Consider the following 23,311-nt stretch of genomic DNA (forward strand, 5'->3'; position numbering starts at 1 on the left):
AAAACTACTTTATTGTATGCAAGACTTTGAAATACTAGAAAATCTAAAAACCAAAGCACTAGAAGCTGAAAAAGGAGGCGGTTCTAACAGAATCAATAAACAACACGAAAAAGGGAAATTAACTGCTAGAGAAAGGCTCAGTGTATTACTCGATGAAGGTTCGTTTGAGGAATACGATAAATTCGTGAAGCATCACGCAGCTGATTTTGGCATGCAAAATGCTAATTTTTTAGGTGATGGAGTAGTGATTGGTCATGGTACTATTTATGGCAGAAAAGTTTTCGTTTACTCGCAAGATTTTACTGTCTTTGGTGGGTCACTTGGTGCGTCACATGCAAAAAAAATATGCAAAATTATGGATATGGCAATTAATGCTAGAGTTCCTGTCATTGGGCTAAATGACTCTGGTGGAGCTAGAATTCAGGAGGGAGTAAATTCTCTTGCTGGTTATGGAGAAATTTTTCAAAGAAACGTAAATGCATCGGGTGTTATACCACAAATCTCTTTAATCATGGGGCCATGTGCTGGTGGTGCAGTTTATTCCCCAGCATTAACTGACTTTACTTTCATGGTGAAAAACAGTTCATATATGTTTATAACCGGACCAGATGTAGTAAAAAAGGTTACCTACGAAGATGTAAGTTTCGAAGACCTTGGTGGAGCAAAAATTCATACAAGCAAAACAGGAGTAGCGGATTTTGCATTCAATAATGATGTTGAAATGCTGCTAAAAATGCGTGAATTCTTTACTTTCTTACCAGCAAATAATCAAGAATCACCGAAACCTAAATCAACCTGTGATTCAGTTAATGATATTGATGTATCTTTAAATACTCTGATTCCTAGCAATCCTAATACTCCTTATGATATGTATGAACTTATTGAAAAGGTGTGCGATGAGAAGAAATTCTTTGAACTAAAACCTGATTTTGCTCGTAATATTATAATTGGTTTTAGTAGGATTGAAGGAAACACTGTTGGTATTGTTGCAAATCAACCTATGCACCTTGCAGGATGTTTGGATATTGATTCTTCAAGAAAAGCTGCAAGGTTTGTGAGGTTTTGTGACGCATTTAACATTCCGATCATCACACTTATTGATGTTCCAGGATTTCTGCCGGGTACAAATCAAGAATACAATAATATAATACAACACGGAGCGAAACTACTTTACGCTTACGCTGAAGCAACCGTGCCGAAAATTAGTTTGATCACCAGAAAAGCGTATGGTGGTGCGTACATTGTTATGAATTCAAAGCATCTAAAAGGTGACATAAATTATGCTTGGCCAACTGCTGAAATAGCTGTAATGGGCCCTGAAAGTGCAGTTGAAATTATATTTAGGCATGAAAAAGACCAGCAAACATTAATCAAAGAATATAAAGAGAAATTTGCTAATCCATTTTTTGCTGCATCACATGGATACATTGATGACATTATAGTGCCAAGTAAAACAAGGCATCACTTTCACAAAGCATTAGAGCTACTCAAAAACAAGAAAGTAGAAAGGATATGGAAAAAGCATGATAATCTTCCTTTGTAACTTTAGGAAGAGCACGTTCTTTCACTTGAGCTTTTTTAATTTAAAATAAATATAGAAAATTGCTTGAACTAGCAGTCTTTAAAAATATGGTTGAATAATTGTTAGTAATAGTGTATAATTTTTAATACTTTTTAAGTTAATTTATTATGGCTTTTTCTAAATTCCTCGATCCAAAATTGGACCTAACATTCAAGAAAATCTTTGGCACTGAAAAAAATAAGAACATTCTTATCCATTTTTTGAACGATATTTTAGGCTGTACTGAAGTTAATACTATACAAGAAATAGAATTTATCAGCACCATTTTGAATCCTGAAATTGCCTCCGAGAGACAAAGTATAGTTGATGTTCTCTGTCAGGACTCTGTTGGCAACAGATTTGTGGTTGAAATGCATCTCACTCGTGATAAAGGTTTTGAAAAGCGCGCTCAATATTACGCTGCAAAAGCTTACTCAAGACAAGTTGGTAAGTACGCTAATTTACAAAAGATTTTCTTTATTGCAATATCAAATTGTGTTTTATTTCCTGACAAGTCCAATTACATATCTAGCCATACCATAAGAGATGAGGAGACTAATGAGCATGACTTACAGGATTTTCAGTTTGTATTTATTGAACTGCCCAAATTCCCTAAAAATAAAGTAGAGCAATTAACAAGCACAGTAGAGCGTTGGTGTTTCTTTTTTAAACATGCAGAAGAGACCACTGAAAAAGATCTAAAAAAGATTGCGAAAGAAGCACCAATAATAAAGCGAGCATATGATGAATTAGACAAGTTTCACTGGAGTGAAAAAGATCTAACGGCATATGAAGAAAGAATAATGGATCTGTACAAAGAGGAAGCCATTCTTGAATACAAACTTGAAGAAGGTATGGAGAAAGGTATGGAGAAAGGTAGAGAAGAAGGTAGAAAAGAAGGAAAAATTGAAATCGCAAAAGCAATGCTGGCTAATAGTGTTGACATCAACATTATTGTTGAGTGCACTGGTCTTTCCATTAGTGAGATTAAAGAGTTAAGCGAAAATCTGTGAACGGTTACGTTTTCTTTATGCGGCATGCGATATTGTAAGAGTGTGCCGTTACCAAGATTCGAACTTGGGACCTCGTCATTACCAATGACGTACTCTACCACCTGAGCTACAACGGCAGTCTTATATATTATGATAATGAATAACACAAAAAGGAATAAGGAAAAAGAAGAAGAGAGAAAAAGATTGGCAAATGCTTTAAAGCAAAATATTGTAAAAAGAAAAAAACAGCAACAGAGTAGACAAGATGCCAGAACTACCGGAAGTGGAAGTAATCTCTAACTTTTTGCTTGATAAAATCAAAAACAAGCAAATTAGCAATGTTACAGTCAATAATTGGAATTTACGTGTACCAATAACAAAAAATATTGATGATTTGCTAAAGGGCAAAGTTATAAACGATATCAAGCGTAGAGGTAAGTATATAATCTGGAATACAGATGATAGTATGGCTGTCATCATACATCTTGGCATGAGCGGAAAGCTTATATATGCTCAAGCCCGGAATAAGCACGATCACGTGGTATTTTTATTTTCCGATAATACTTCAATAATCTTTAATGATCCAAGAAGATTTGGACTAGTTATTATTTTAAGCAAAGAACAAGAAATAAATTTTTTTGACGGTTTCGGAATAGAGCCCCTCACGGATGAATTCAGTGGAAACTATTTACAGGAGTTACTGAAAAACAAAAAAGTGAATATCAAATCAGCATTAATAGATAATAAATTAATAGTTGGCGTAGGCAATATATATGCTTCTGAAAGTTTGTTTAGAGCCCGCATATCACCACTCAGGTCAGCAAAAGACTTGACCTATAGAGAGTGCGAAAAACTTGCTGCTGAAATAAAAAATACTCTGAGTGATGCAATTGCTGCAGGCGGTTCAACACTGAAAGATTATGCACAGCCATCTGGATCTGCTGGATACTTTCAAAATAACTTTTACGTATATGGTAAAGTTCAAAAACCTTGCAAGATCTGCAACAATATCATAACACTTATACGACAAAATGGCCGTAGCACTTATTTTTGCAATGCGTGCCAGAATTAAGATTTTATTTTTAGATATGACATTCTCACCTGAAAAAGATCCGTTTGATTTATTTTCAAAGTGGTATAAAGCAGTTTCATCAACTGCAATGACGCTAGCAACTTGTAGCAAAGACTGCATTCCATCTGCAAGAGTAGTATTACTAAAGGAATATAGTAAAGAAGGTTTTGTGTTTTTCACTAACGTAAACAGTAAAAAAGGGAAAGAATTGACTGAGAACCCCAAAGCTGCGTTAGTGTTTCATTGGATAGAATTTGCTAGGCAAGTACGAATTGAAGGAGATGTTAAACTTCTAAACGATGAAAGAACTAACGAATACTTCTCTTCTCGAGCGCGCGATAGTCAAATTAGCGCATGGTGCTCAAAACAATCGAGCGTTCTGAAAAATTGGCAAGATTTTGAGCAAGCCATCAAATTGAAGGAGAAGGAATTTTACAACACACAAGTTCCTCGTCCTAACTTTTGGGTGGGATTTTGCGTAGTCCCAAAAGTAATTGAATTTTGGCAAGAAGGTGAATATAGGAGACACACTAGGTTTAGATATACTCTTATTGAAGAAAGCAATTGGAAAGTGGAACAATTATATCCCTAACGTTATTGCAGTTGCTTCTTGATTTACCATTGAGAATTTAGGCTCAAATCACAATGCCCGTAAAGCTGCGACCCTAGAGCTACTATCTCTCACCCACTGCAGATATTGCACGGTACTATCCACTTGGTCGTCGTGGCGAGCTTCCGGAAACATAAAAATTTCATACTCAAAATCGTTGAGCCATACTGCTTGGTGTGGCAGAAAAACCTTACCAGACTCTATTATTGGCACAATTTGGTAGAATCGAGCAAGTTTACCGCTATGTGGCACTATCTCGATAACAGGTAGGTCACTATTTGTCTTTAGCTCTTGAATCAATTGCTGACCACTCGTTTTTGCTTCGATTAAAATTGCATGTGGCTTCCACCTTACAGCTAGTGACAGAACTTGTTCTTTAAGTTTTGGATACTCAAGCTTTGCACGATATACATCAAGTAAATAGAATTTATTATCCGCTTTTGCCCAGGTGGTACAAACGCTAAAGCCGCTAGAATCGCTTATTGAAACCGCAGTGTCCCAACTTTGTGTTACATGCGAGAGATTATCAGGAACATTTTTATAGCGCTTCAGCCACTCTCGTTTAATTATACCACTTGAAAGTGGCAGAGGGTTTTGTTGATATTGGGCAGCAAAAGCGTAACTACCAAGCTCAGCCTTTATCATCTCAATTTCTTCTTTTCCTTCATCTAGGGGATATAGCAACTGACCTTCCTTTCTTAAATATAAAATCCTTGCAGATGCAGCGCGTGATGCTGTACTGGTGTACTTATTTGCAGTTACTCGGATGACGGGGACAAGAGGTATTGGCTTTCTGATTGAGTAGATAATCTCGTTATTTTCAGACACCATTGGCAAACAAATATGGTGCCATATGTTTCTCGGTTTTGAGAGAAGATGCTCAGTTAAATCCTCCTGATGTAGTCTGTGCATTACAAGAACAATGACTCCTTTTTTCCTGTCATTGAGCCTAGTTACTAAAGTCTGATCGAACCAGTTTATTGCACATTTTCTAAACGTTTCGCTCAAAGCTTGAGTAGAACTAAGCGGATCATCAACGATGATAAAATCACCACCTTCACCAGTTAGTGTTCCACCAACTGATGTTGCGATTCTGTACCCTCTCTGCACTGTTTGAAATTTATATTTGGTGTTCTGGTCTTTGGATAGTTCTACCTCTGGAAATAGCACTCTATACCAACTAGAATGCATCACGCACCTGGTGTCGAGCGAGTGCTTTTCGCTGAGCCGCTGAGAATAACTTGCAACTATTATTCTCGCAGTTGGTTGGTTTCCCAGTATCCATGCAGGCCACGCAACACTCACACACATGGACTTCATTGAACGTGGGGGCATATTGAATATTATTCGCCTCACTTCACCAGCACTTGCTGCTTCAAGCCTATCTGCTATGACTTTTATATACTGATAATTGTTATACTCACACCCCGGCATTACCGTTTTAAAGCATAACTCAATGAATTTTAGAAAGTTCATAATATAATGTTGAAAGATGTCATCCGAGTAGCCTGACTACTTGGATCCAGGAAAAAGAATGATGTCATGAAAGTAGCTTTCCATCCAAGAGAGTGTCATCCCAGTGCCCTGACTACTTGGATCCAGCTTCTATGCAACTTAATGAAAAACGTTTGTTTTAGCGTAAGACAACTACCTTTAGCTCATCAGCTCAGTTATAAGCAAAATTTCTGGATTCCAGACAGGAATGACACCCTACTTAACCGTCATACCGCCACAGACCGTCATACCGTGATTTATTCACGGTATCTCTTAGCCGCTAACAAGTAGCGGGATGACGAATTGCTTAACCGTCATTCCACCGCCAACCGTTATACCATCACGAACCGTCATACCGCGATTCATTCGCGGTATCTCATCCGCTAACAAGAGATCCAGCTAACGAGTAGCGGGATGACGAATTGCTTAACCGTCATACCGCCACGAACCGTCGTTCCACCGCAGACCGTCATACCGCCGCGGTATCTCATCCGCTAACACGTAGCGGGATACTTGACCTTTACAGGGATGACGGTTGTCGTTTAGCTATAAATGTTTAAGAAATTTACTAAGCAGAAAAAAAGGCAAAAGAAGACCTGTTCATTGTCTATTTTCAGTATTTGGCGTTTTTTAAATCTTAAACACTCCAATTTAGCTGCTTTTAAACGCAACTCACCTTAGTTTAAATGTTTAAGAAATTTACTAAGCAGAAAAAAAGGCAAAAGAAACCCCGCGTTAGCTAGTTGTCACTCTCTAATCCTGCAAATTGGCGTACTATACTGTCTTAAACGACTTATAAGCGCGTTTCAGCTTATATAGGTAAAAACCTAGAAATGTTGTGAAGACATAAGGTGCACATAGTGCAAAAAATTAAAAATAAGACGCCAACTACGTTGTTTTCTTGCTGTTTAATCTGCACAGATGAAGATAACTGAATACCTTCACTATCATAATAAGGGGGCTGGCGAGGCTTGTCAAGTAGATTTTATGGCCTAGCGTCACACGCTGGAATGACAATTTCGATTATTTCATACATTGACTTCGGTAAATCCAAATTATATTAGCTACATCTAACGAATTTTACACTTGCTAAGATTGCGCTATTTGAGTATCTTTAACTGAAAGAAGTTATTTTTTATCCAATATGAAAAAAGCCTTTATATTCACATCCTTAATAGCAGTTGTATTAATAGTCATTACTTTTTTGTATAAAAACAGCGGAACTGACAATTCACAAGTAGTGAATGTCTATTCATCGCGCAAAGAAGAATTAGTACGTACTTTATTTGATGAATTTACAAAAAATACAGGCATTAAAGTACGTTACATCATTGATGATTATTCTCAGCTACTTTCACGCATGGAAAATGGCGGTGAAGCGGACTTATTTTTAACTGCAGATGCAGTGAACTTAATTCTAGCAAAAAAAAGAGGGCTTTTATCTCAAGTGGATTCAGAGGTTTTAAAAAGTGTTATACCTGCAAAATTTAGAGACAGTGAAGATTATTGGTTTGGTCTTACAAAAAGAGCTAGGATATTGGTTTACAATAAAGAGTCAGTAGATCCTAAGGACTTAAGTACTTATGAAGATTTAGCAAATGAAAAATGGAAAGGAAAAATATTAGTGCGTTCTTCTACAAGTCCATATAACCGGTCATTGATTGCTTTTATGATTGCAAATAATGGTTTTGAAAAGACGAAAGAATGGGTAAGTGGAATTGTGAGTAATATGGCAAGAAAACCAAGTGGTGGTGATACTGACCAAGTTTATGCTGTAGCTGCTGGTGAAGGAGATGTTGCAATAGTAAATAGTTATTATTTTGCAAGAATTCTTTCATTAGAACATAAAAATAAAAAGAATGTTGCAGACAAACTAGGGGCTTTTTTTCCTAATCGTAACGATCATGGCGTAATGGTGAACGTTAGCGGCGCAGCAGTAACAAAAAACACAAAAAACAGAGAAAATGCTATAGCTTTGCTGGAATTTTTAGTAAGCAAACAGGCTCAAGAGCTATACGCTAAAAAAAACCAAGAATACCCTATTATTGAAGGCGTTGAAACTTCCGATATACTAAAGTCTTGGGGGAATTATTTACAAAGTGATTTGCCTCTAAGTGAACTTGAAAAACACCTCCTTGAGGCTGTTATGATAGCGGATGAGTGTAAGTGGAAGTAATCCCCAGTGCCACTGAACACTGGGATGAAAGATTTATGCTAATATACCTTACTCTTGACTCGCTGAACTTTTTCTTCTTTCTAACTTAATTTTGACTTTACTATCTTTTTCTGTTCTTTCACCAAAACAATTGCTGCACAAGAGGTCTATTGAAAAACAATAATAAGAAAGTAGAATAGGTTCAAGTAGTTGAAAAGGAAACTATGCACAAGAGAAGGAATTTGTTAAACATCTCAGACCTTACAGTTGATGATGTAGAAAATATAACTAAGTTGGCTAACCAGTACCTTAAAAAAGAAGCTGCAAATAGTCATATCTTGGAAAATAAGACAGTAATAAATTTATTCTTTGAAGATTCAACGCGTACACTTGCGTCTTTTGAAATAGCAGCAAAAAGCCTTGGAGCAAATGTTGTAACTTTGCCAATAAGATCTTCTTCTATTAACAAGGGAGAAGATCTAAAAGACATGATCAAAACATTAAATGCAATGAATCCTGACTATATAATAATCAGGCAAAAAAATAGCGGTATTGTTAATATGCTGGCTAAGAATGTTAGCTGCTCGCTAATCAACGCAGGCGATGGAAGCAGTGAACACCCAACTCAAGCTCTTGCAGATTATCTTGTAGTTAGCAGTCATAAAAAGCAAATAAAGGATCTCAAAGTTGTGATATGTGGAGATATTCTGCACAGCAGAGTTGCAAGGTCAAATATAAGGTTGCTAAAAATGTTTGGAGCAGAGATAAGCTTGGTCGCACCACCAACTTTGATTTGTAAGCATTTTCCTGAAGTGGATTCAGTCCATTATTCATTAATTGAAGGTATAAAGGATGCTGACGTAATTATACTTTTGAGGCTACAGAAAGAGCGCATGAATAATAGTTGTTTTGTTCCTTCAGAGAAAGAATATTTTCATTTGTATGGACTTGATTCACAAAAACTATCATACGCAAAACCAGATGGGATTGTTATGCACCCAGGGCCAATAAATAGAGGGATTGAGATTAGCAGCGATGTAGCAGATTGTGTTATTTTACAGCAAGTAGAATTTGGATTGGCAATACGTAAGGCAGTGCTGCACTATTATAGGCCTTGTTAATATTAAAAGATGCTACACAACTAATGCGAAAGAAGGGTTTTTTCATGAAATGATGAGAATGGTTTGAGAATGGCCATTAAGATGTTAAGGCCGAGGATATGGTGTGGAAGTTTTTACGAAAGCCTGAAGTCAATCAACAACCTTGCAGAACGGCAAATTAGACGGCTATCGTAAAAACAGCTTTTTCACCTGGTTGGAACGTGGAGAAAGATTTATGGAAAGAATGTTGTCGATATTTTTGACATCACGTCTCAATGGCCAAAATCCCTTCCAAAAGTTACGACTGCTTAGTTCTTTATTCATTCTCACAATCCGTGAACGGTTACTTGTTTTTAGCGTTAAGCAGCAAAATTAATAATTTGAGAATTTTCCTGAAAAAACTTATCACAAACTGGTCACAATTTTCTGTGAAAGGCAGATATAGAAAGACTAGAGTATCCACCTTAAGTTCATTGAATTTTCTTACCTTTGCTTCTTAACTTGACGCGTATGGTTTATTTAACGCTCCCTAAGTTTGCCATTGCCTGAACGGATACAATTATTTTAGCTATAAGAGCGTTTTACTTTTTACTCAGCATATCCATCATAACTGGCTTACTTTTAGTGATTCATGGAGTTAAAAAAGTCAGCATTGTTCTTTGTTAAAAGTAGTTTGTCACGTAAAAATTCCATTGCTTCAACAGGTCCCATAGGATTAAGTATTCTACGCAACACCCATATTTTATTTAGTATAGCCTTATCAACTAATAGCTCTTCCTTCCTTGTTCCGGATTTTGTAATATCAATAGCTGGAAATATACGTTTATCAGAAAGTTTTCTATCAAGTATGATCTCAGCATTTCCTGTACCTTTAAACTCTTCAAAAATAACTTCATCCATTTTTGAGCCAGTCTCTATAAGAGCTGTGGCGATTATAGTTAAAGAACCCCCATTCTCAATATTACGAGCTGCTCCAAAAAAGCGTTTTGGTCTCTGCAGTGCGTTTGAATCTACACCGCCAGTTAGAACTTTTCCAGATGAAGGAATAACAGCATTATAAGCACGTGCAAGTCTAGTAATATTGTCAAGTAGAATTACCACATCTTTTTTATGCTCAACCATTCTTTTAGCTTTCTCTATTACTATTTCAGCAAGCTGTACGTGACGGTAAGCAGGCTCATCAAACGTAGAACTTACTACCTCACCTTTTACAGAACGTATCATATCTGTTACTTCTTCAGGCCTTTCATCTATAAGCAACACTATTAATTCTATTTCAGGGTGATTTATAGCTATAGAGTTAGCCATTTGCTGAAGCAATACAGTTTTTCCTGTGCGAGGTGGAGCAACTACTAACGCTCTTTGCCCTTTTCCAAGAGGAGCTACTATATCTATAGCACGCATGCTTAAGCCTTTTTTATCATCACCACTATTACACTCAAGTACTATGCTTTCCTCAGGATAAAGAGGAAGCAAATTATCAAAATGGACGTACTTTCTTAATTCATTGACTTCAGTAGAGTTTATACTTTGAACCTTAGTTAAAGTAAAATATCTTTCTTTATCACCAGGTGGCCTTATTTCTCCACATGCCATATCTCCTGTACGTAAATTAAACTTCTTTATTTGCCCGTTAGAAATATAAACATCATCGGTACTTGGAGCATAATTTGCACTTGCTGAACGTAAGAAACCGAAACCATCAGGCAATATTTCCACTATTCCACTCCCTGTGGTTATGCCTCCTTCTTCGCTCATTTTCTTCATTAAACTGAATATCATTTCCTGCTTTAGCATTCTACCATTGCTTTTACCGTTAGTTGAAATTTTTCTTTCTTCAGCTAACTCTAACAATTCTTCTGCTGTTTTCTCTTTTAATTCGCTCAGATCTAATGTTTTTCTGTTTTTCTCAGTACCTTCATTGACCATCTGTTTTACTGTATCGTTATTGTGAATTTGCTCACTTTTTTCAGGTTGAGCTGTAACCTTTCCTTTTGCCAAAACATCTTCATTGATTGTTGTCATAATCCTCCAAAAATTTTAATTGATGCTTACTAACCTAAAATGTGACTATAAGATAATAAATTAGGCTGAACTAGTTTTAGTGCGTATTAAGCTTAATTATCATTAAACCCCGTACTTTACTTACATTATACTAATAAACACTAGCAAGTCAAGTTAATTTAATGTTAACAAAGCACAAAAATTTAAGGATTTTCAATAGCTATTCTTTATATTTTTTAACCTTTCTTGCTTCTCTTCTTCTACTTTTGCTTTTTCCACTTCTGCTTCTAAATTTTCTTGACTACATAAGCCAAGTAGTACAGGATCTTGGGGTTTTATATTTTGCATGTTATGATGAGATCCATCTCTTACCTGCTCAACTGTGTAATTTGTTGTACTAATTAATTTAGCTATAACGTTATTGTCTAAGATAGGAAATTTTTTTACTAAATAATAAATCGTATCAGGTTTATCTCTATGCCTTGCCGTAGAGGTAAAGCCAAAAATGCTACCAATCGCTTTACTCCTTTTTTTTATATTTTTTATAATCAAATTTGGTACACGGTTTGAATTTTTTTTGCAATCATCGATTTCTTTTTCAGTAATTACCCCAGAAATAATAGGGTTATATTTTTCAACTTCTATTTCCTCATCAGCTATGTCTTGCACTTCTTCAAGGGCCAACCTACAGCATTGTGCTATTTGATTAAAAGTTAAACCAGTGTTGTCTACTAACCAAGCAGCTATTTGCATTAGAAACTGTTTATTTCTATCGTTATTGCCCTTAGAAGATTCCATTGACATCAAAAAAGCATCTCCCATTTAAAGTATCCCTTACTGTTATACAGAGCTAAAATATAAGCTATTAAAACTAAAAAAGCATTAATTTTGTCATTCAATAACTTTTTGTTTGTCACTTCCCACCTCTTAAGTTAATTAAATGCGCTTACGTTTAAGCATATTTTAAACGATTCAAAAAAATATTTTCCTTTCTTAAGGTATAGTATAACTCAATCAAACATATGTTTCTATTTAAGAAAAGAGTTAAATTTTAAGTTAATATATTGTAATATTATATATATTAGCTAATAAAGCAACAGGTTTACAAGAATTAAATTATCACTATTCTATAATTAACCATTAATTAACTGAGTTTAAAATGAATGTTAAAAATTTTTTCACTAAAGTAACCGTTGTCCTTTTAGCTTGCTTGTTAGTCTTCATGGGAATTGGCAACCTTTTATCAGGTGATGATGAAAAAGAAGAGGTAGCTAGGGTTGGAAAAGAAGTTATAACGTCAGATGAGTATAAATCACTATATCAAAATTATGAAAGGCGAATTTCTGGATCTGATGCGAGTAGAGAACAAGTAAAAAAGCTGAAATATGATTTGCTTAACGCACTTATAGAGCAAAAACTATTGTTTAACCTAATTAGTGAGCTGGGATTGACAGTTGGAGAAGAGTCTATAAAAAACCATATTAAAAATACCAAATACTTTCAAAATGATAAAGGCGAATTTGACAAAAATAAATTCCATGAAACGCTAAATGACCTGCATATGACAGAGAAAGAGTATATAGCAAAGCTAGAGAAAGTTCTGCCTGCAATGATGTTCATGACTTCGTTATTTAAAGATAATTATCCGGTAACTTTTGGCGAGAGAGTTGATGAGCAGATATACAAAAGTCGCTACCAAACTAGAGTGGTTGATATTGTTAAAATAACTGAAGATGCAGTTACAAACATTCCTGAACCAGATGATCAAGCCTTACTTGATTTGTACGAAAGAAATAAATCCCATTTTTATTATCCTGAGTATCGAACTGCGCAATATATTTCCCTAGGCCAAAAGTATTTTGAAGATCAAATCAAGATCTCAAATGAAGAAGTTGATGGTATAATAGAACAACAGGAACTAAAAGATCAAAGAGATGTATTCAATGTAATATTTTCTACCAAAGAAGAAGCTGAGACAGCAAGAAGAGCATTTGAGGAGGGTAAAACAAGCTTTGAACAGATAGTAGGAGAGTTTGGCAAAGCAAAACTTGAGGAAACTAGAGTAAATAATATAACTAAGGATTTTTTACCAGAAGACGTGAGAGAGAAGGTGTTTGCTCTTAAAGTAGGTGAGGTAAGTGAAGTTTTAGCAAGCAGTTTTGGTTGGCACATAATAAAAGTGGAAAGTGCGCATCAAATCTCTGATGAAGACTTAGTTGATTTAAAAAAAGACATAAAGTCAGTTCTAACTAACCAAAAGTCTTTTGAAAGAGTCAATGATTTCATAAACCAAGTGAACTATAAGATATACAATGGTTCAGCAATTGAAGAAATATTGAGTGAATATAGTTTACCTATACAAACTATTGGTCCAGTAGATGCGAGTGGAAAAGATCAAAGCAGTAATAACGTAGGAAATTCTAGTGATTTGATTTCTTTCATTTTTTCGCGAGAAAAGGATCAGAAAGGTTATTTCAAGGGCGTTGGGGACGCTGTTGTTAGTGTAAAAATCATTGATATCGTTCCACCCAAATTGCAAAGTTTTGAAGAAGGCAGGGCATTAGCGGTAGAGCTTTGGCGTAGTGAGTTTATAAAAGAAAGAATGTTTAAAATTGGGCAAGAGGTTGTAGTTCAACTAAGAGAAAAAACAGATTTGGAAGAAATTCAAGGTATGGAATTAGTTAAAGGTCAGCAGATGCACCGCAATGAACAAAACTACCCCTTTTCTTTTGTAGAAGAGATTTTCAATATGAAAACAACTGGTTCAGTGACAGACCCTATTCAATACAATAATGAAATTATAATAGGTGTTCTAAAAGAAATGCATTCATCAAATGGTAAATTAAACACGCTTGACATCGGAAAACGTGTGATGATATCGCTAAAAGAGCAATTAATTAGCTATCTGGAATCAAAGTATAAAGTCGAAGTTAATCACGCTATACTTGATGATATATAGCCGGATAAGAATTAAATCCTTATAAGAACCTGTTTAACGCATCCAGTGCTCCGAACTTGGACACAGAAACTTACTAAGTGGCTGCATGATGCAAACTAGATTCCAGTGCCCGGTGCTGCCCTACATTATTGGTAATTATATTATAAGGTGCAAAAGTTGTATAATTCATTTGACTTAAAACGGCTCATTGTATAAAATTGTGACTAATATATGAATAAAGGTTAATATGGCAGTTAAAATAAGGTTGGCAAGGTTTGGCGCAAAGAAACGCCCTTTTTATAGGATAGTTGTAGCTGATTCACGAGCACCAAGAGATGGGCGTTTTATTGAGAAAATAGGACAATATGATCCAATGTTACCAAAAGACAATAAAAATCGTGTTGTGGTGAAGGCTGATAGATTAAAACATTGGCTAAGCGTAGGCGCGCAAGCAACTGAAAGAGTACTATGGTTCATCAAAAAAGGCATAGTAACTTTAGAAACAGAACCAAAGAAAACAGAAAAGAAGAAAGTAGAGAACGAGAAAGCACAGGGATAAGAAGCATAAGTCTCTTTAAAATGCTAAATACTGATTTAACAAATAATGGTAAATTAGACGATGTCGTATCTTCTGATTTATCAGCTATGAAGGACTTTATCTTTAAAAATATCAATGGTGAAGGTGCTAAGCTTGCTACTGATATTATATCTCATCTTGTTAGTTCAGGTGGAAAAAAAATAAGGCCTAAACTAGTTTTTATTATATGTAAAATGCTAAACTATTCTGGGGAGGATAGGATCAACATTGCTGCATCGGTAGAGTTTATACACAATGCTACTTTACTTCATGATGATGTGCTCGATGAAAGTGAGGCACGCCATGGAGTTAAAACAGCGAATAAGATTTGGGGAAATAAATCAAGCATTTTAGTTGGTGATCTATTGTTGACTCTAGCATTTGGATGGCTTATAGAGTGTGGAAATTTAAATATCCTCTCTATTTTATCTAAAGCATCGCATTTACTTGTGAAGGGTGAAATAAAGCAGATGACAACACATTTTGACCCCTACACAGTCAGAGAAAATTATTTTGATATCATTGGAGAAAAGACAGCATCTTTATTTTCTGCATGCTGTGAAGCTGCATCTACAGTATCTGGTGCAACAAATGACGAAACAGAGAGGCTAAAGAATTTTGGTTTTAATTTTGGTATGGCATTTCAAATAGTTGATGATATGCTCGATTATACTGCTAATCAAGGCACTTCTGGAAAACAAGTCGGAAAGGACTTTTTCGAAGGTAAAGTCACCTTACCTGCTATTATAGCATACGAAAAGGGCAGTCCAGCAGAGCAAAAATTCTGGGAAAAATGCTTTTCTTCAGCTAGACACAATTTTGATCAAGCATTACACTATATTAATCACCATAATGCCATTCAGCTTTCTATGGAAAAAGCTAGACACTACATTAATATGGCACAAAATGATATTAGTACTTTTTCTGATTCTTTTTATAAAACTACTTTAATTGACTTTTTAAATGCGAGCATAGAAAGACGAATGTAGCTGGCGCTTGATATTTTCGAATTAATTGCTATATATTTATTAGATTCTTAAGGGTAATAATATGTCAGATAGCAGTAAAGAGAAAAAGAAGAAGTTTGCTGATATGGTAAGTAGGCAGAAAGGTGACGACCAACAAAGTGATAACCATAAGCAAACTGATGATTTAAATGAAGATCTCAATACATTAAAAGAACGTGCAGCTCAGCTTGAAGATCATTTACGCCGTGCTGTTGCAGATAATGAAAACGTCAAACGTATAATGCAAAAGCAAATTAGCGATGCAAGTGACTATGCAGTCACAAAATTTGCACGTGATATGATCGACTCGTGCGACAATTTAAAAAAAGTAATGGAAAACTTGAAAGATGGTGATCCTGTTCATGAGGGGATTAAAGTAGCTTATCAAAAAATTATAAATGATCTAAAAAAACATGGAATAGAGGAAGTAGATCCACTTGGTGAGCTTTTTGATAGTAATTTACACCAAGCTGTTGTGGAAAGAGAAGACAATGAAAAAGAGCCTGGCACCATTGTAGAAATACTACAAACTGGTTATACTATCAAAAATAGGTTGCTTCGTCCTGCAATGGTTATTCTTTCTAAGAAATCTGATGGAAATGCGTAAACGTCAGAGGTTAGATTTTTTACATAACCATTGTTTAAGCAAAAAACCAACAACCAACTTTGGTGTCATTCCAGCGCATGACGCTGAAATCGAGAAAAAAAGAAATATGGATCCCAGTGTCAGCTACTTGGATGACAGGAAACTATATAATGAGTCTGTTGTTTTTTCAGGTATCCAGCCAAGTGGCGTACTACATTTAGGTAATTATCTTGGTGCAATCAAACAGTGGATAGACTTACAGGATAAATACAAATCTCTTTTTTGTATTGTCGACCTGCATGCAATCACAGCAAATAAGCTTCCCGCAAGTGAATTAAAAAGTAATATTTTCAAAACAGCAGCAGCTTATATTGCATGTGGAATAGATCCAGAAAAGTCCATTATTTTTAATCAGTCCACGGTTAGTGGTCATGCAGAACTGGGCTGGCTGCTTGGGTGCTATACACCAATTGGTTGGCTTAATCGCATGACTCAATTTAAAGATAAAGCTGGCGGCGATAAACAAAAAGCCTCTCTTGGATTATATAGTTATCCAGTACTTATGGCTGCAGATATATTGTTGTATCAAACTAAATACGTTCCTGTTGGTGATGATCAAAAACAGCATTTGGAGCTTGCACGTGATATTGCATCAGCTTTTAACAATCATTATAAACTGGACTATTTCATCGTACCTGAAATCTTAACTTTGGATTGCACATCAAGAATAATGAGCTTAAGAGATGGTACAAGCAAGATGAGTAAATCTGACCCTTCAGAACATTCGTGCATTAACCTTGATGATACAGATGACTTAATTGTTAAAAAAATAGAAAAAGCAAAAACAGATTCAATTCTAGGCTTTGCTACTTTAGAGTGCCGACCAGAAATAAGCAATTTGATAAACATTTATTCAGTGCTTAGTAATTTAAATATGGAAAAAGTGTGTGAAGAAGTGAACAAACATGACATGAAACACTTTAAAAAAGAGTTAGCTGATTTAATTATCAGTGTTATATCACCCATACGTGAGGGGATGAATGATCTTTTAAAAGACCAATTCCATTTACATGAAATATTAAAAAAAGGCACAGAGAAAGCAGCAGAAATTGCAACCCATAATATAAAAGAAATCAAGGATATTATTGGATTTGCTCAATAGACCTCTTGCATAACCTAAGGAATCAATTCAAAATTATAAAAACAGGCAATAAGGGAATGTTCAAAAAAGTGTGTCAAACCGCATTTTTAACTCAACTCAATTTTCAATCTACCAGGAAAGAAAATATCAAGTTGATATATAGCTAAAGCCCAATTAGGATAGTCCATTTTGCTCTGCCTTTTTTGTAGCACAATATACCTGTTTGTACAAGCTAGTACTTAGTTTTAGTGAATTTTCTAATCTGTCTATGCAGTTCCTCAATAGGGTTGGTAGTATAAATTAGCCTCACGCGAACTTTAATTTTTATATTCTTTCATTAGCATAATATAATTTTGTGCTGATTGTGTAATATGTTTAATTTCTTCATTTGACATTTTTTTGAAGAATTTTGCTGGCCTACCAGCCCATATTTCCCCACTTTTTATTACTTTTCCATGTGTCACTAGTGAGCCAGCAGCTACCATAGCTTCAGACTCCACAACTGCATGGTCCATCACGGTAGAGTCCATACCAATAAACGCTTTATCATGCACCGTGCATGCGTGTAACATACAAAAATGTCCCACTGTTACCATGCTGCCAATAATTGTGTCACCACCTGGGTTTCTATCCACATGAATTACCGTTCCATCTTGAATATTTGTTCCATCACCTATTTTTATTGATCCAACATCCCCTCTGACCACACAATTAAACCAGATGCTCGCATTTCTTCCTATTTCAACCTTGCCTATGATATGCGAACCACCTGCGATGAAAACACTTTCATCTATTTTTGGTTCATAATCTTTGTATTTTAAAATGTGATACATATTAAGCCCAAAGTCTTATACATATGTTAATCAAAATAAGGTAGGCAGTAAATACATACTTAGATTTCAAGCTACTTGGGTGACAGATGTTCTTGACTTACGTACTTTGTACTGCTAAGATTTTTATTTTCAGCCCTATCTATAATGTCAGTAGCGGTATTAAGTATATTTCAAATAATATTGGTTGTTGTGTTAGTAATTTTAGTGCTCTTGCAGCCGCCTGGGAGTAGTTCGTTAAGTGGTTTTAGTAATGTACAACAGGGAGTCAATTCGATGATTCCAGTGAAATCTTCTGAAAACCCGCTCAGCAGAATAACGGCTATTGTTGCTGGATTGTTTATTATAAACACATTGCTATTGTCAGGATTATATTCAAAAGACGTACATAAAAAATCGATTGCAGAGAAAATTATATTAGAAAAAAAGCAAGAAAGTGAACCTACTTCTGTTCCATTTGAAAATTAATGAAGGAAGCTAAATTTATCTTTGTCACAGGTGGAGTTGTATCGTCGCTTGGTAAAGGCTTAGTTGCTTCAAGCGTTGGTGCGCTTCTTCAAGCTTATGGTTTTAAGATCCGTATCAGAAAACTTGACCCGTATCTCAACATTGATCCTGGGACAATGAACCCAACTCAGCACGGAGAGGTATTTGTTACCGAGGATGGTGCTGAAACTGATTTGGATCTTGGGCATTATGAGCGTTTTACTGGAATTAAAGCAACAAAAGATGACAATATAACAACTGGTAAGATATATCATGAGTTGTTGAAGAAAGAGAGGCGTGGTGATTATCTGGGCAAAACTGTGCAAGTCATTCCTCATGTGACAGACTTAATTAAATCGTTCATTTTTAATGGTACGGAAGGTTTGGATTTTGTAATATGTGAAATAGGCGGAACTGTAGGTGATATTGAAAGCCAACCATTTTTGGAGGCTATACGCCAAGTTAACTATACATTAGGAAAACAAAGAGTTATCCTTATTCACTTAACTTTAATACCATATCTTACCGCAGCGCAAGAATTAAAGACAAAACCAACGCAGCATTCAGTTCGAGAGTTAAATTCCGCGGGGTTGCAACCAGATATTATATTATGCCGCAGTGAGAAAGAAATTTTCGATAATCAGAGAGAGAAAATAGCTAAGCTTTGCAATGTTTCTTTGTCCAATGTGATACCTGCTCCTGATGTGAGTCATATATATGAGTTACCGGTGTTGTATAGCCAATGTGGGCTTGATACGCAAATTTTGGAGCACTTTCATTTAAGTGAGCCAAAACCAAGCTTGATTGAATGGGATCAAATAGTGCATTCCATAAGGCAACCAACACAGGAAGTTACTGTGTCTATAGTGGGAAAATACACCGAATTCCCTGATGCGTATAAATCACTGGTTGAAGCATTAAATCATGGTGCGATTAGTAATAAAGTCAAAGTAAGGATAAATTGGGTTAACTCAAGAGAGAAGGAAGAAAAACCTATAAATGAAAAGCTTATAGGGGAGAAGTTACAGAATTCTCATGCAATTCTTGTCCCAGGGGGGTTTGGTGATGACGGAGTAGAGGGTAAAATATTAGCAATAAATTATGCCCGTACAAATAATATCCCATTTTTCGGAATTTGCCTTGGTATGCAGCTTGCAATTATTGAGTTTGCTCGTAATGTTGTTAAGCTTGAAGATGCACACTCTGAAGAATTTCATAACTGTAAACATCCAATCGTTAAGTTAGCTGGCGATCAAGATGACGATCTTGGTGGAACCATGAGACTTGGAGCATACAAATGTAATATAAATGCAAGCTCTAAAATGATGGATGCATATAGTAACACTACTATTTCAGAAAGACACAGGCATAGATACATAATCAATTCAGATTATAAAGATGATTTGGAAAAAAATGGGCTGCTATGCAGTGGCATATCAGAAGATGGAACATGTATAGAGGCAGTGGAGTTAGAAAGTCATCCGTGGTTTATTGGTGTGCAGTTTCATCCAGAGTTTCAATCAAAGCCGTTTTCTCCTCATCCTCTTTTTGTATCATTTATTGAAGCAGCGGTTGGTAAAAACATAAAAATTTGATAAATAAAACTAATAGAGAAGGTTAGGTGTTAAAGGATTTTGTATCTTTATATGAGTATGTAAAAGAATTATTAGAATACATAGGTGTTGACAATGTCAGCGAAGAAGAACTAGATAAACTGGAGGATAAAACAATAGTAGATGTAATACTGGATATAGAAGAAAAATATGGTGTAAGAGAAGCAAATCAATTCAAATCAGTAGAAGAAATAAAAGAACATTTAAAACGGGGAACAGATAATTATCATTCAAAGCAATTAACTAGAATTCAAAGTGAGCATAATTATACAGGCTCACATAATACATCTTTGACTAACGTTACTCCTTATGAATGTAATGAGCTAAGTGATGAAGGCTATATATCGCCTTGTGAGGAAGTTGTTGAGTCAAACCCAAGTAGTAAAATTTACGACTTACGGGGGATAGAAAAATTAAAAAAAGAAAATTGTATCTGTTATAAATAACAAGTGTTTAAGTATCAATATATGGAGCTTGCCATAGAGCAAGCCAAACTTGCTCAGAAAAATGATGAGGTTCCCATAGGTGCTGTAATAGTTAGTGGAAGCAATGTTGTTTCTTCTGCACACAATATATCCAATGATCCAACTGCACATGCAGAGATGTTAGCGATCAAGCAGGCATGTGAGTTGCTCTCAACTTCTATGCTTTGTGATGTTGAGATGTACGTAACATTAGAACCATGTCCGATGTGTGCTCAAGCCATTTCCTTTGCCAGGATTAAACGATTGTACTTTGGAGCTTATAATCCAAAAGGTGGAGGAATTGAAAATGGTGCTAAAATATTTCAATTTTGCAGCCATATACCTGAAGTTTATGGTGGGATATTAGAAACAGAATGCTCTTTTTTGTTAAAGGATTTTTTTGAGAAACTAAGAACCTAACTTAGACTTACCAAGCATCATTAGACTTTCCTGTTATTCCAGTACGTGACATACAACAGAGGGTGTCATGCAAGTAGCTGACACATAGCTGTACGAACATTCATTTTTGGTATCCGTTCAGGAGAGTGGTTTAAGAAACAATAGATAGAAGGTTTTGGAAAGGATTTAGCTCCTTTTGTTTCCATGTTAAGTATAACGAAATTATTCGCTCGAGGAATGTGTTTCCTCGCTGTGATTGTGTAAAATATGAATTTTTACGGTAAGCGAAATAATGTCGTATCTGTTGTTCAGCATGGTTATTTGTCAGCGGAATGTTTTCTGCGTCATCTAAAAATTTCCACATCATTCTTTCAGATTTCAAAATATTTTTTGCAACTCGAGAAGCTCCAATTGCTTCAGGTAAACGTGATATTTCCTTCAAGTAACATCGTGTACGCTTTCGCAATTTTCTTGCGCGTCTGGCAAATCTTAAAACGTCTATCTCATTTTTTAGTAAAGCTTTTTTCAGTGCAAATAATTCAGTAGCTACATTTCTTAAGTAACAGCCTAGAACTTTGACTTCAATGTTCCAACTATGTGCTAACCTTTCAAAATCTCTTGATAAATGTGCCCAGAAGATTTGCCTATATTTATCAGCAAAATAATTATATGCTGCATATCTGTCGGTCACTACTAAGCTATTGCGATTGCAGAATTTACTATTTTGTAAAACTTTCATTCCTCTTGAATTTTACAAAACTTGCCGTGTTGCTTGCAAACCCAGCCAAGTTTTCCTTTGTAATAGTGAATGGTTTAATCGATATGCAAAACCTCACTTTTGCTTATTTCTTGTTCGATTTGCTCATATGTTTTTTCGCATTTTGATGCAACTCTGTGTTCACTGTTTGATATGCTGCCAACACTTATATTCAAATTGAAGATATCATTTACGATACTCGCTATTTCGCGTTTTGAATTTTTGTAAAACCCGCTGAACGCTGCAATTATTGACTTAACCCTTGGTCCAAACGTATCTGATGTAACACCTTCTGGTAATTTGCTGCTTCTTCTTTTTCCGCACTTCCGACAACGGCCATGCTCTAGCTGATACTCTACTACATAAGGCTTAATGTCCGGAAGATCAACTTTTTGGTGAATATATGGTTTTTTGCATATTGCAATCTCCCCTCCACATTCGCAAGTAGATGACAACTCTACTTTTATCACCTCATCCGCGTTCATTTTAGCGCGATAATTGCCATCGTGTCCAACCTGAACGCCAACATTCCTTTCGCTTTTTGGCTTATTCTTTTTTATTTTATACAACTCTTTGGAACTTGGTATTGATGAATTTTTTGAGCTTAAACCTAGTCTTTCTCTCAACTCAGCATTTTCTATCTTTAAAGCCTTATTTTCTGCTTTTAAACTTTCATTCTCTTTTTCCAATCTTTCTATTTTTGCTTCTAACCTTTCTATTTTTTGCTGTAAATTTTTGCAAAGTTCTAAAAGGTTTACCATATTATCTCACTTTTGCTCTATGATTATCTTTTTAGATCACCTTGTCTACCTGATTCTGCCACTCCGCTGAACGGATACCATTTTTGAAGGTAAATTGCACAGCAAATGGTGTCATCCCAGTGCCCAGACACTGGGATCCAGTAAATTTATTTCCTATATATGAAAAGTTATTATGTTTATATACAGACACATCAGGAATGGAAAGATTTATATGATGAAATTGCATGATAAAGGCTGGATCCCAGTGTCAAGCACTGGGATGACATCATCCTTTTTTTCTGGATTCCAGTGTCAGCTACTTGCATGACAGCAGTCCTACGTCATACCGCCGCGGTATCTCTAGATCCCGCTAACAACTTACTATTACCCATAAATCTAAAATGGGGAAAAAGCTGCTATTTTACTAGTTCAACTTTCTATTATAAATAGATCTGTGGTCTAAAAATGGAATATATGATGAAAAGAACTATAAATACTTCAACTGGCGAATGGGCAGAAAGTGAATTTGGAATTGTTAATTTTGGTGATATAAGATTAAGTAAAAGGCTTCTAAAAATAGTCAATAGTTTTGCTGAATCGCCTGAGCGTTCAATAAATCAAGCTTGTGAAGATTGGCATCAAAGTAAAGCAGCTTATAGATTTTTCCAAAACGATGCCATTTCTGAAAGAAAGATATTAGACAGTCATATAATTAAAACTGTTGAAAGAGCTAAAGAATACTCAACTATCTTATACCAATTCTCATTATTAGGAGGACAAATAGG

General features: G+C 35.5%; 21 protein-coding genes, 1 tRNA gene and 4 pseudogenes. 18 read left to right on the plus strand and 8 right to left on the minus strand.

Annotation, left to right across the window (positions count from 1 at the left end):
- The first annotated feature begins 16 nt into the window (after nt 1–16).
- Both NHG98_RS04805 and NHG98_RS04810 read left to right on the plus strand, forming a co-directional pair.
- The gene (locus NHG98_RS04805; protein WP_096641476.1) at nt 17–1,543 is read left to right on the plus strand and encodes an acyl-CoA carboxylase subunit beta; all 1,527 of its coding nucleotides are present in this window, start codon (nt 17–19) and stop codon (nt 1,541–1,543) included.
- 146 nt (nt 1,544–1,689) lie between these two features.
- Nucleotides 1,690–2,574 carry an Rpn family recombination-promoting nuclease/putative transposase gene (locus tag NHG98_RS04810; RefSeq protein WP_096676695.1) on the plus strand — a complete coding sequence of 295 codons (885 nt, stop codon included), beginning with the start codon at nt 1,690–1,692 and terminating at the stop codon, nt 2,572–2,574.
- 43 nt (nt 2,575–2,617) lie between these two features.
- Here NHG98_RS04810 and NHG98_RS04815 read toward each other — a convergent pair.
- A tRNA-Thr gene (locus tag NHG98_RS04815) sits at nt 2,618–2,690 on the minus strand.
- Nucleotides 2,691–2,709: 19 nt separating this feature from the next.
- On the opposite strand from NHG98_RS04815, the gene NHG98_RS04820 reads away from it, so the two are divergent.
- From NHG98_RS04820 to pdxH, 3 genes are read left to right on the plus strand one after another with little or no spacing between them, the layout of a single operon-like run.
- Nucleotides 2,710–2,853 carry a hypothetical protein gene (locus NHG98_RS04820; protein WP_259245342.1) on the plus strand — a complete coding sequence of 48 codons (144 nt, stop codon included), beginning with the start codon at nt 2,710–2,712 and terminating at the stop codon, nt 2,851–2,853.
- Complete coding sequence (gene mutM, locus NHG98_RS04825; protein ID WP_096641474.1) at nt 2,819–3,625, plus strand: bifunctional DNA-formamidopyrimidine glycosylase/DNA-(apurinic or apyrimidinic site) lyase; 807 nt, start codon at nt 2,819–2,821, stop codon at nt 3,623–3,625. Before NHG98_RS04820 ends, mutM begins: the two co-directional genes overlap by 35 nt.
- A 16-nt stretch (nt 3,626–3,641) precedes the next feature.
- Nucleotides 3,642–4,217: a pyridoxamine 5'-phosphate oxidase gene (pdxH, locus tag NHG98_RS04830; protein WP_096641490.1), complete on the plus strand. Its 576-nt coding sequence runs from the start codon at nt 3,642–3,644 to the stop codon at nt 4,215–4,217.
- A 48-nt stretch (nt 4,218–4,265) separates the two neighbouring features.
- Here pdxH and terL read toward each other — a convergent pair whose 3' ends face one another.
- Nucleotides 4,266–5,711, minus strand: a complete 1,446-nt coding sequence (gene terL, locus NHG98_RS04835) for a phage terminase large subunit (RefSeq protein WP_096641473.1) — start codon at nt 5,709–5,711, stop codon at nt 4,266–4,268.
- 1,162 nt (nt 5,712–6,873) lie between these two features.
- Here terL and NHG98_RS04840 point away from each other — a divergent pair.
- The 3 genes and pseudogenes from NHG98_RS04840 to NHG98_RS04850 all read left to right on the plus strand — a co-directional run.
- The gene (locus NHG98_RS04840; RefSeq protein WP_096616073.1) at nt 6,874–7,905 is read left to right on the plus strand and encodes an extracellular solute-binding protein; all 1,032 of its coding nucleotides are present in this window, start codon (nt 6,874–6,876) and stop codon (nt 7,903–7,905) included.
- A 203-nt stretch (nt 7,906–8,108) separates the two neighbouring features.
- Complete coding sequence (locus NHG98_RS04845; RefSeq protein WP_096616071.1) at nt 8,109–9,005, plus strand: aspartate carbamoyltransferase catalytic subunit; 897 nt, start codon at nt 8,109–8,111, stop codon at nt 9,003–9,005.
- Nucleotides 9,006–9,331: 326 nt separating this feature from the next.
- A pseudogene (locus NHG98_RS04850) lies at nt 9,332–9,484 on the plus strand (IS4 family transposase); the annotation flags it as partial.
- 121 nt (nt 9,485–9,605) lie between these two features.
- On the opposite strand, the gene rho reads toward NHG98_RS04850, so the two are convergent.
- Nucleotides 9,606–11,009: a transcription termination factor Rho gene (gene rho, locus NHG98_RS04855; protein ID WP_096616069.1), complete on the minus strand. Its 1,404-nt coding sequence runs from the start codon at nt 11,007–11,009 to the stop codon at nt 9,606–9,608.
- 192 nt (nt 11,010–11,201) lie between these two features.
- A complete protein-coding gene (locus tag NHG98_RS04860; protein WP_096616067.1) occupies nt 11,202–11,810 on the minus strand; it encodes a cell cycle transcriptional regulator TrcR in 609 nt (202 codons plus the stop codon).
- 337 nt (nt 11,811–12,147) lie between these two features.
- Here NHG98_RS04860 and NHG98_RS04865 point away from each other — a divergent pair, with 337 nt between their 5' ends.
- The 5 genes from NHG98_RS04865 to trpS all read left to right on the plus strand — a co-directional run bounded on the left by NHG98_RS04865 (nt 12,148) and on the right by trpS (nt 17,258).
- The gene (locus tag NHG98_RS04865) at nt 12,148–13,947 is read left to right on the plus strand and encodes a peptidylprolyl isomerase (protein ID WP_096616065.1); all 1,800 of its coding nucleotides are present in this window, start codon (nt 12,148–12,150) and stop codon (nt 13,945–13,947) included.
- Nucleotides 13,948–14,173: 226 nt separating this feature from the next.
- The gene (gene rpsP, locus NHG98_RS04870) at nt 14,174–14,485 is read left to right on the plus strand and encodes a 30S ribosomal protein S16 (RefSeq protein WP_096616063.1); all 312 of its coding nucleotides are present in this window, start codon (nt 14,174–14,176) and stop codon (nt 14,483–14,485) included.
- Between the two features lie 20 nt (nt 14,486–14,505).
- Nucleotides 14,506–15,492, plus strand: a complete 987-nt coding sequence (locus NHG98_RS04875; RefSeq protein WP_096616061.1) for a polyprenyl synthetase family protein — start codon at nt 14,506–14,508, stop codon at nt 15,490–15,492.
- Between the two features lie 61 nt (nt 15,493–15,553).
- Nucleotides 15,554–16,117, plus strand: a complete 564-nt coding sequence (locus NHG98_RS04880) for a nucleotide exchange factor GrpE (RefSeq protein ID WP_096616059.1) — start codon at nt 15,554–15,556, stop codon at nt 16,115–16,117.
- A 106-nt stretch (nt 16,118–16,223) separates the two neighbouring features.
- On the plus strand, nt 16,224–17,258 hold the full coding sequence (trpS, locus tag NHG98_RS04885) for a tryptophan--tRNA ligase (protein ID WP_096616075.1): 1,035 nt from the start codon (nt 16,224–16,226) through the stop codon (nt 17,256–17,258).
- 86 nt (nt 17,259–17,344) lie between these two features.
- On the opposite strand, the pseudogene NHG98_RS04890 reads toward trpS, so the two are convergent.
- Nucleotides 17,345–17,544, minus strand: a pseudogene (locus tag NHG98_RS04890) (IS256 family transposase); the annotation flags it as partial.
- 10 nt (nt 17,545–17,554) lie between these two features.
- Complete coding sequence (locus NHG98_RS04895) at nt 17,555–18,070, minus strand: gamma carbonic anhydrase family protein (protein ID WP_096616057.1); 516 nt, start codon at nt 18,068–18,070, stop codon at nt 17,555–17,557.
- Between the two features lie 144 nt (nt 18,071–18,214).
- On the opposite strand from NHG98_RS04895, the gene secG reads away from it, so the two are divergent.
- The 4 genes from secG to NHG98_RS04915 are packed head-to-tail and all read left to right on the plus strand — an operon-like array spanning nt 18,215 to nt 21,050.
- Nucleotides 18,215–18,535 (plus strand): preprotein translocase subunit SecG, encoded by a 321-nt coding sequence (secG, locus tag NHG98_RS04900; RefSeq protein WP_096616055.1) that lies wholly within the window; start codon nt 18,215–18,217, stop codon nt 18,533–18,535.
- Nucleotides 18,535–20,148, plus strand: coding sequence for a CTP synthase (locus tag NHG98_RS04905; RefSeq protein WP_259245345.1), 1,614 nt, complete (start codon nt 18,535–18,537; stop codon nt 20,146–20,148). The genes secG and NHG98_RS04905 overlap by 1 nt, the downstream gene beginning before the upstream one ends.
- A 26-nt stretch (nt 20,149–20,174) precedes the next feature.
- Complete coding sequence (locus NHG98_RS04910; protein ID WP_096617991.1) at nt 20,175–20,612, plus strand: hypothetical protein; 438 nt, start codon at nt 20,175–20,177, stop codon at nt 20,610–20,612.
- A 21-nt stretch (nt 20,613–20,633) separates the two neighbouring features.
- Nucleotides 20,634–21,050, plus strand: a complete 417-nt coding sequence (locus NHG98_RS04915) for a nucleoside deaminase (protein WP_096617989.1) — start codon at nt 20,634–20,636, stop codon at nt 21,048–21,050.
- Between the two features lie 130 nt (nt 21,051–21,180).
- On the opposite strand, the pseudogene tnpC reads toward NHG98_RS04915, so the two are convergent.
- Nucleotides 21,181–22,547 (minus strand): annotated as a pseudogene (gene tnpC / locus NHG98_RS04920) (IS66 family transposase).
- A gap of 31 nt (nt 22,548–22,578) precedes the next feature.
- Nucleotides 22,579–22,737: a hypothetical protein gene (locus NHG98_RS04925; protein ID WP_259245346.1), complete on the minus strand. Its 159-nt coding sequence runs from the start codon at nt 22,735–22,737 to the stop codon at nt 22,579–22,581.
- Between the two features lie 263 nt (nt 22,738–23,000).
- Between NHG98_RS04925 and NHG98_RS04930 the strand changes: the two are divergent.
- A pseudogene (locus tag NHG98_RS04930) lies at nt 23,001–23,279 on the plus strand (IS4/Tn5 family transposase DNA-binding protein); the annotation flags it as partial.
- Nucleotides 23,280–23,311 lie beyond the last annotated feature (32 nt).

Source organism: Wolbachia endosymbiont of Aedes albopictus, assembly GCF_024804185.1.
Classification (GTDB): domain Bacteria; phylum Pseudomonadota; class Alphaproteobacteria; order Rickettsiales; family Anaplasmataceae; genus Wolbachia; species Wolbachia pipientis_B.

Coding starts and splice junctions, on each gene's coding strand:
- NHG98_RS04865 (WP_096616065.1), top strand. CDS start 12,148: ATGAATGTTAAAAATTTTTTCACTAAAGTAACCGTTGTCCTTTTAGCT.
- NHG98_RS04820 (WP_259245342.1), top strand. CDS start 2,710: ATGAATAACACAAAAAGGAATAAGGAAAAAGAAGAAGAGAGAAAAAGA.
- rpsP (WP_096616063.1), top strand. CDS start 14,174: ATGGCAGTTAAAATAAGGTTGGCAAGGTTTGGCGCAAAGAAACGCCCT.
- NHG98_RS04840 (WP_096616073.1), top strand. CDS start 6,874: ATGAAAAAAGCCTTTATATTCACATCCTTAATAGCAGTTGTATTAATA.
- pdxH (WP_096641490.1), top strand. CDS start 3,642: ATGACATTCTCACCTGAAAAAGATCCGTTTGATTTATTTTCAAAGTGG.
- NHG98_RS04805 (WP_096641476.1), top strand. CDS start 17: ATGCAAGACTTTGAAATACTAGAAAATCTAAAAACCAAAGCACTAGAA.
- secG (WP_096616055.1), top strand. CDS start 18,215: ATGTCAGTAGCGGTATTAAGTATATTTCAAATAATATTGGTTGTTGTG.
- rho (WP_096616069.1), bottom strand. CDS start 11,009: ATGACAACAATCAATGAAGATGTTTTGGCAAAAGGAAAGGTTACAGCT.
- NHG98_RS04845 (WP_096616071.1), top strand. CDS start 8,109: ATGCACAAGAGAAGGAATTTGTTAAACATCTCAGACCTTACAGTTGAT.
- NHG98_RS04860 (WP_096616067.1), bottom strand. CDS start 11,810: ATGGGAGATGCTTTTTTGATGTCAATGGAATCTTCTAAGGGCAATAAC.
- NHG98_RS04905 (WP_259245345.1), top strand. CDS start 18,535: ATGAAGGAAGCTAAATTTATCTTTGTCACAGGTGGAGTTGTATCGTCG.
- terL (WP_096641473.1), bottom strand. CDS start 5,711: ATGAACTTTCTAAAATTCATTGAGTTATGCTTTAAAACGGTAATGCCG.
- NHG98_RS04810 (WP_096676695.1), top strand. CDS start 1,690: ATGGCTTTTTCTAAATTCCTCGATCCAAAATTGGACCTAACATTCAAG.
- trpS (WP_096616075.1), top strand. CDS start 16,224: ATGGATCCCAGTGTCAGCTACTTGGATGACAGGAAACTATATAATGAG.
- NHG98_RS04875 (WP_096616061.1), top strand. CDS start 14,506: ATGCTAAATACTGATTTAACAAATAATGGTAAATTAGACGATGTCGTA.
- NHG98_RS04880 (WP_096616059.1), top strand. CDS start 15,554: ATGTCAGATAGCAGTAAAGAGAAAAAGAAGAAGTTTGCTGATATGGTA.
- mutM (WP_096641474.1), top strand. CDS start 2,819: ATGCCAGAACTACCGGAAGTGGAAGTAATCTCTAACTTTTTGCTTGAT.
- NHG98_RS04915 (WP_096617989.1), top strand. CDS start 20,634: ATGGAGCTTGCCATAGAGCAAGCCAAACTTGCTCAGAAAAATGATGAG.
- NHG98_RS04895 (WP_096616057.1), bottom strand. CDS start 18,070: ATGTATCACATTTTAAAATACAAAGATTATGAACCAAAAATAGATGAA.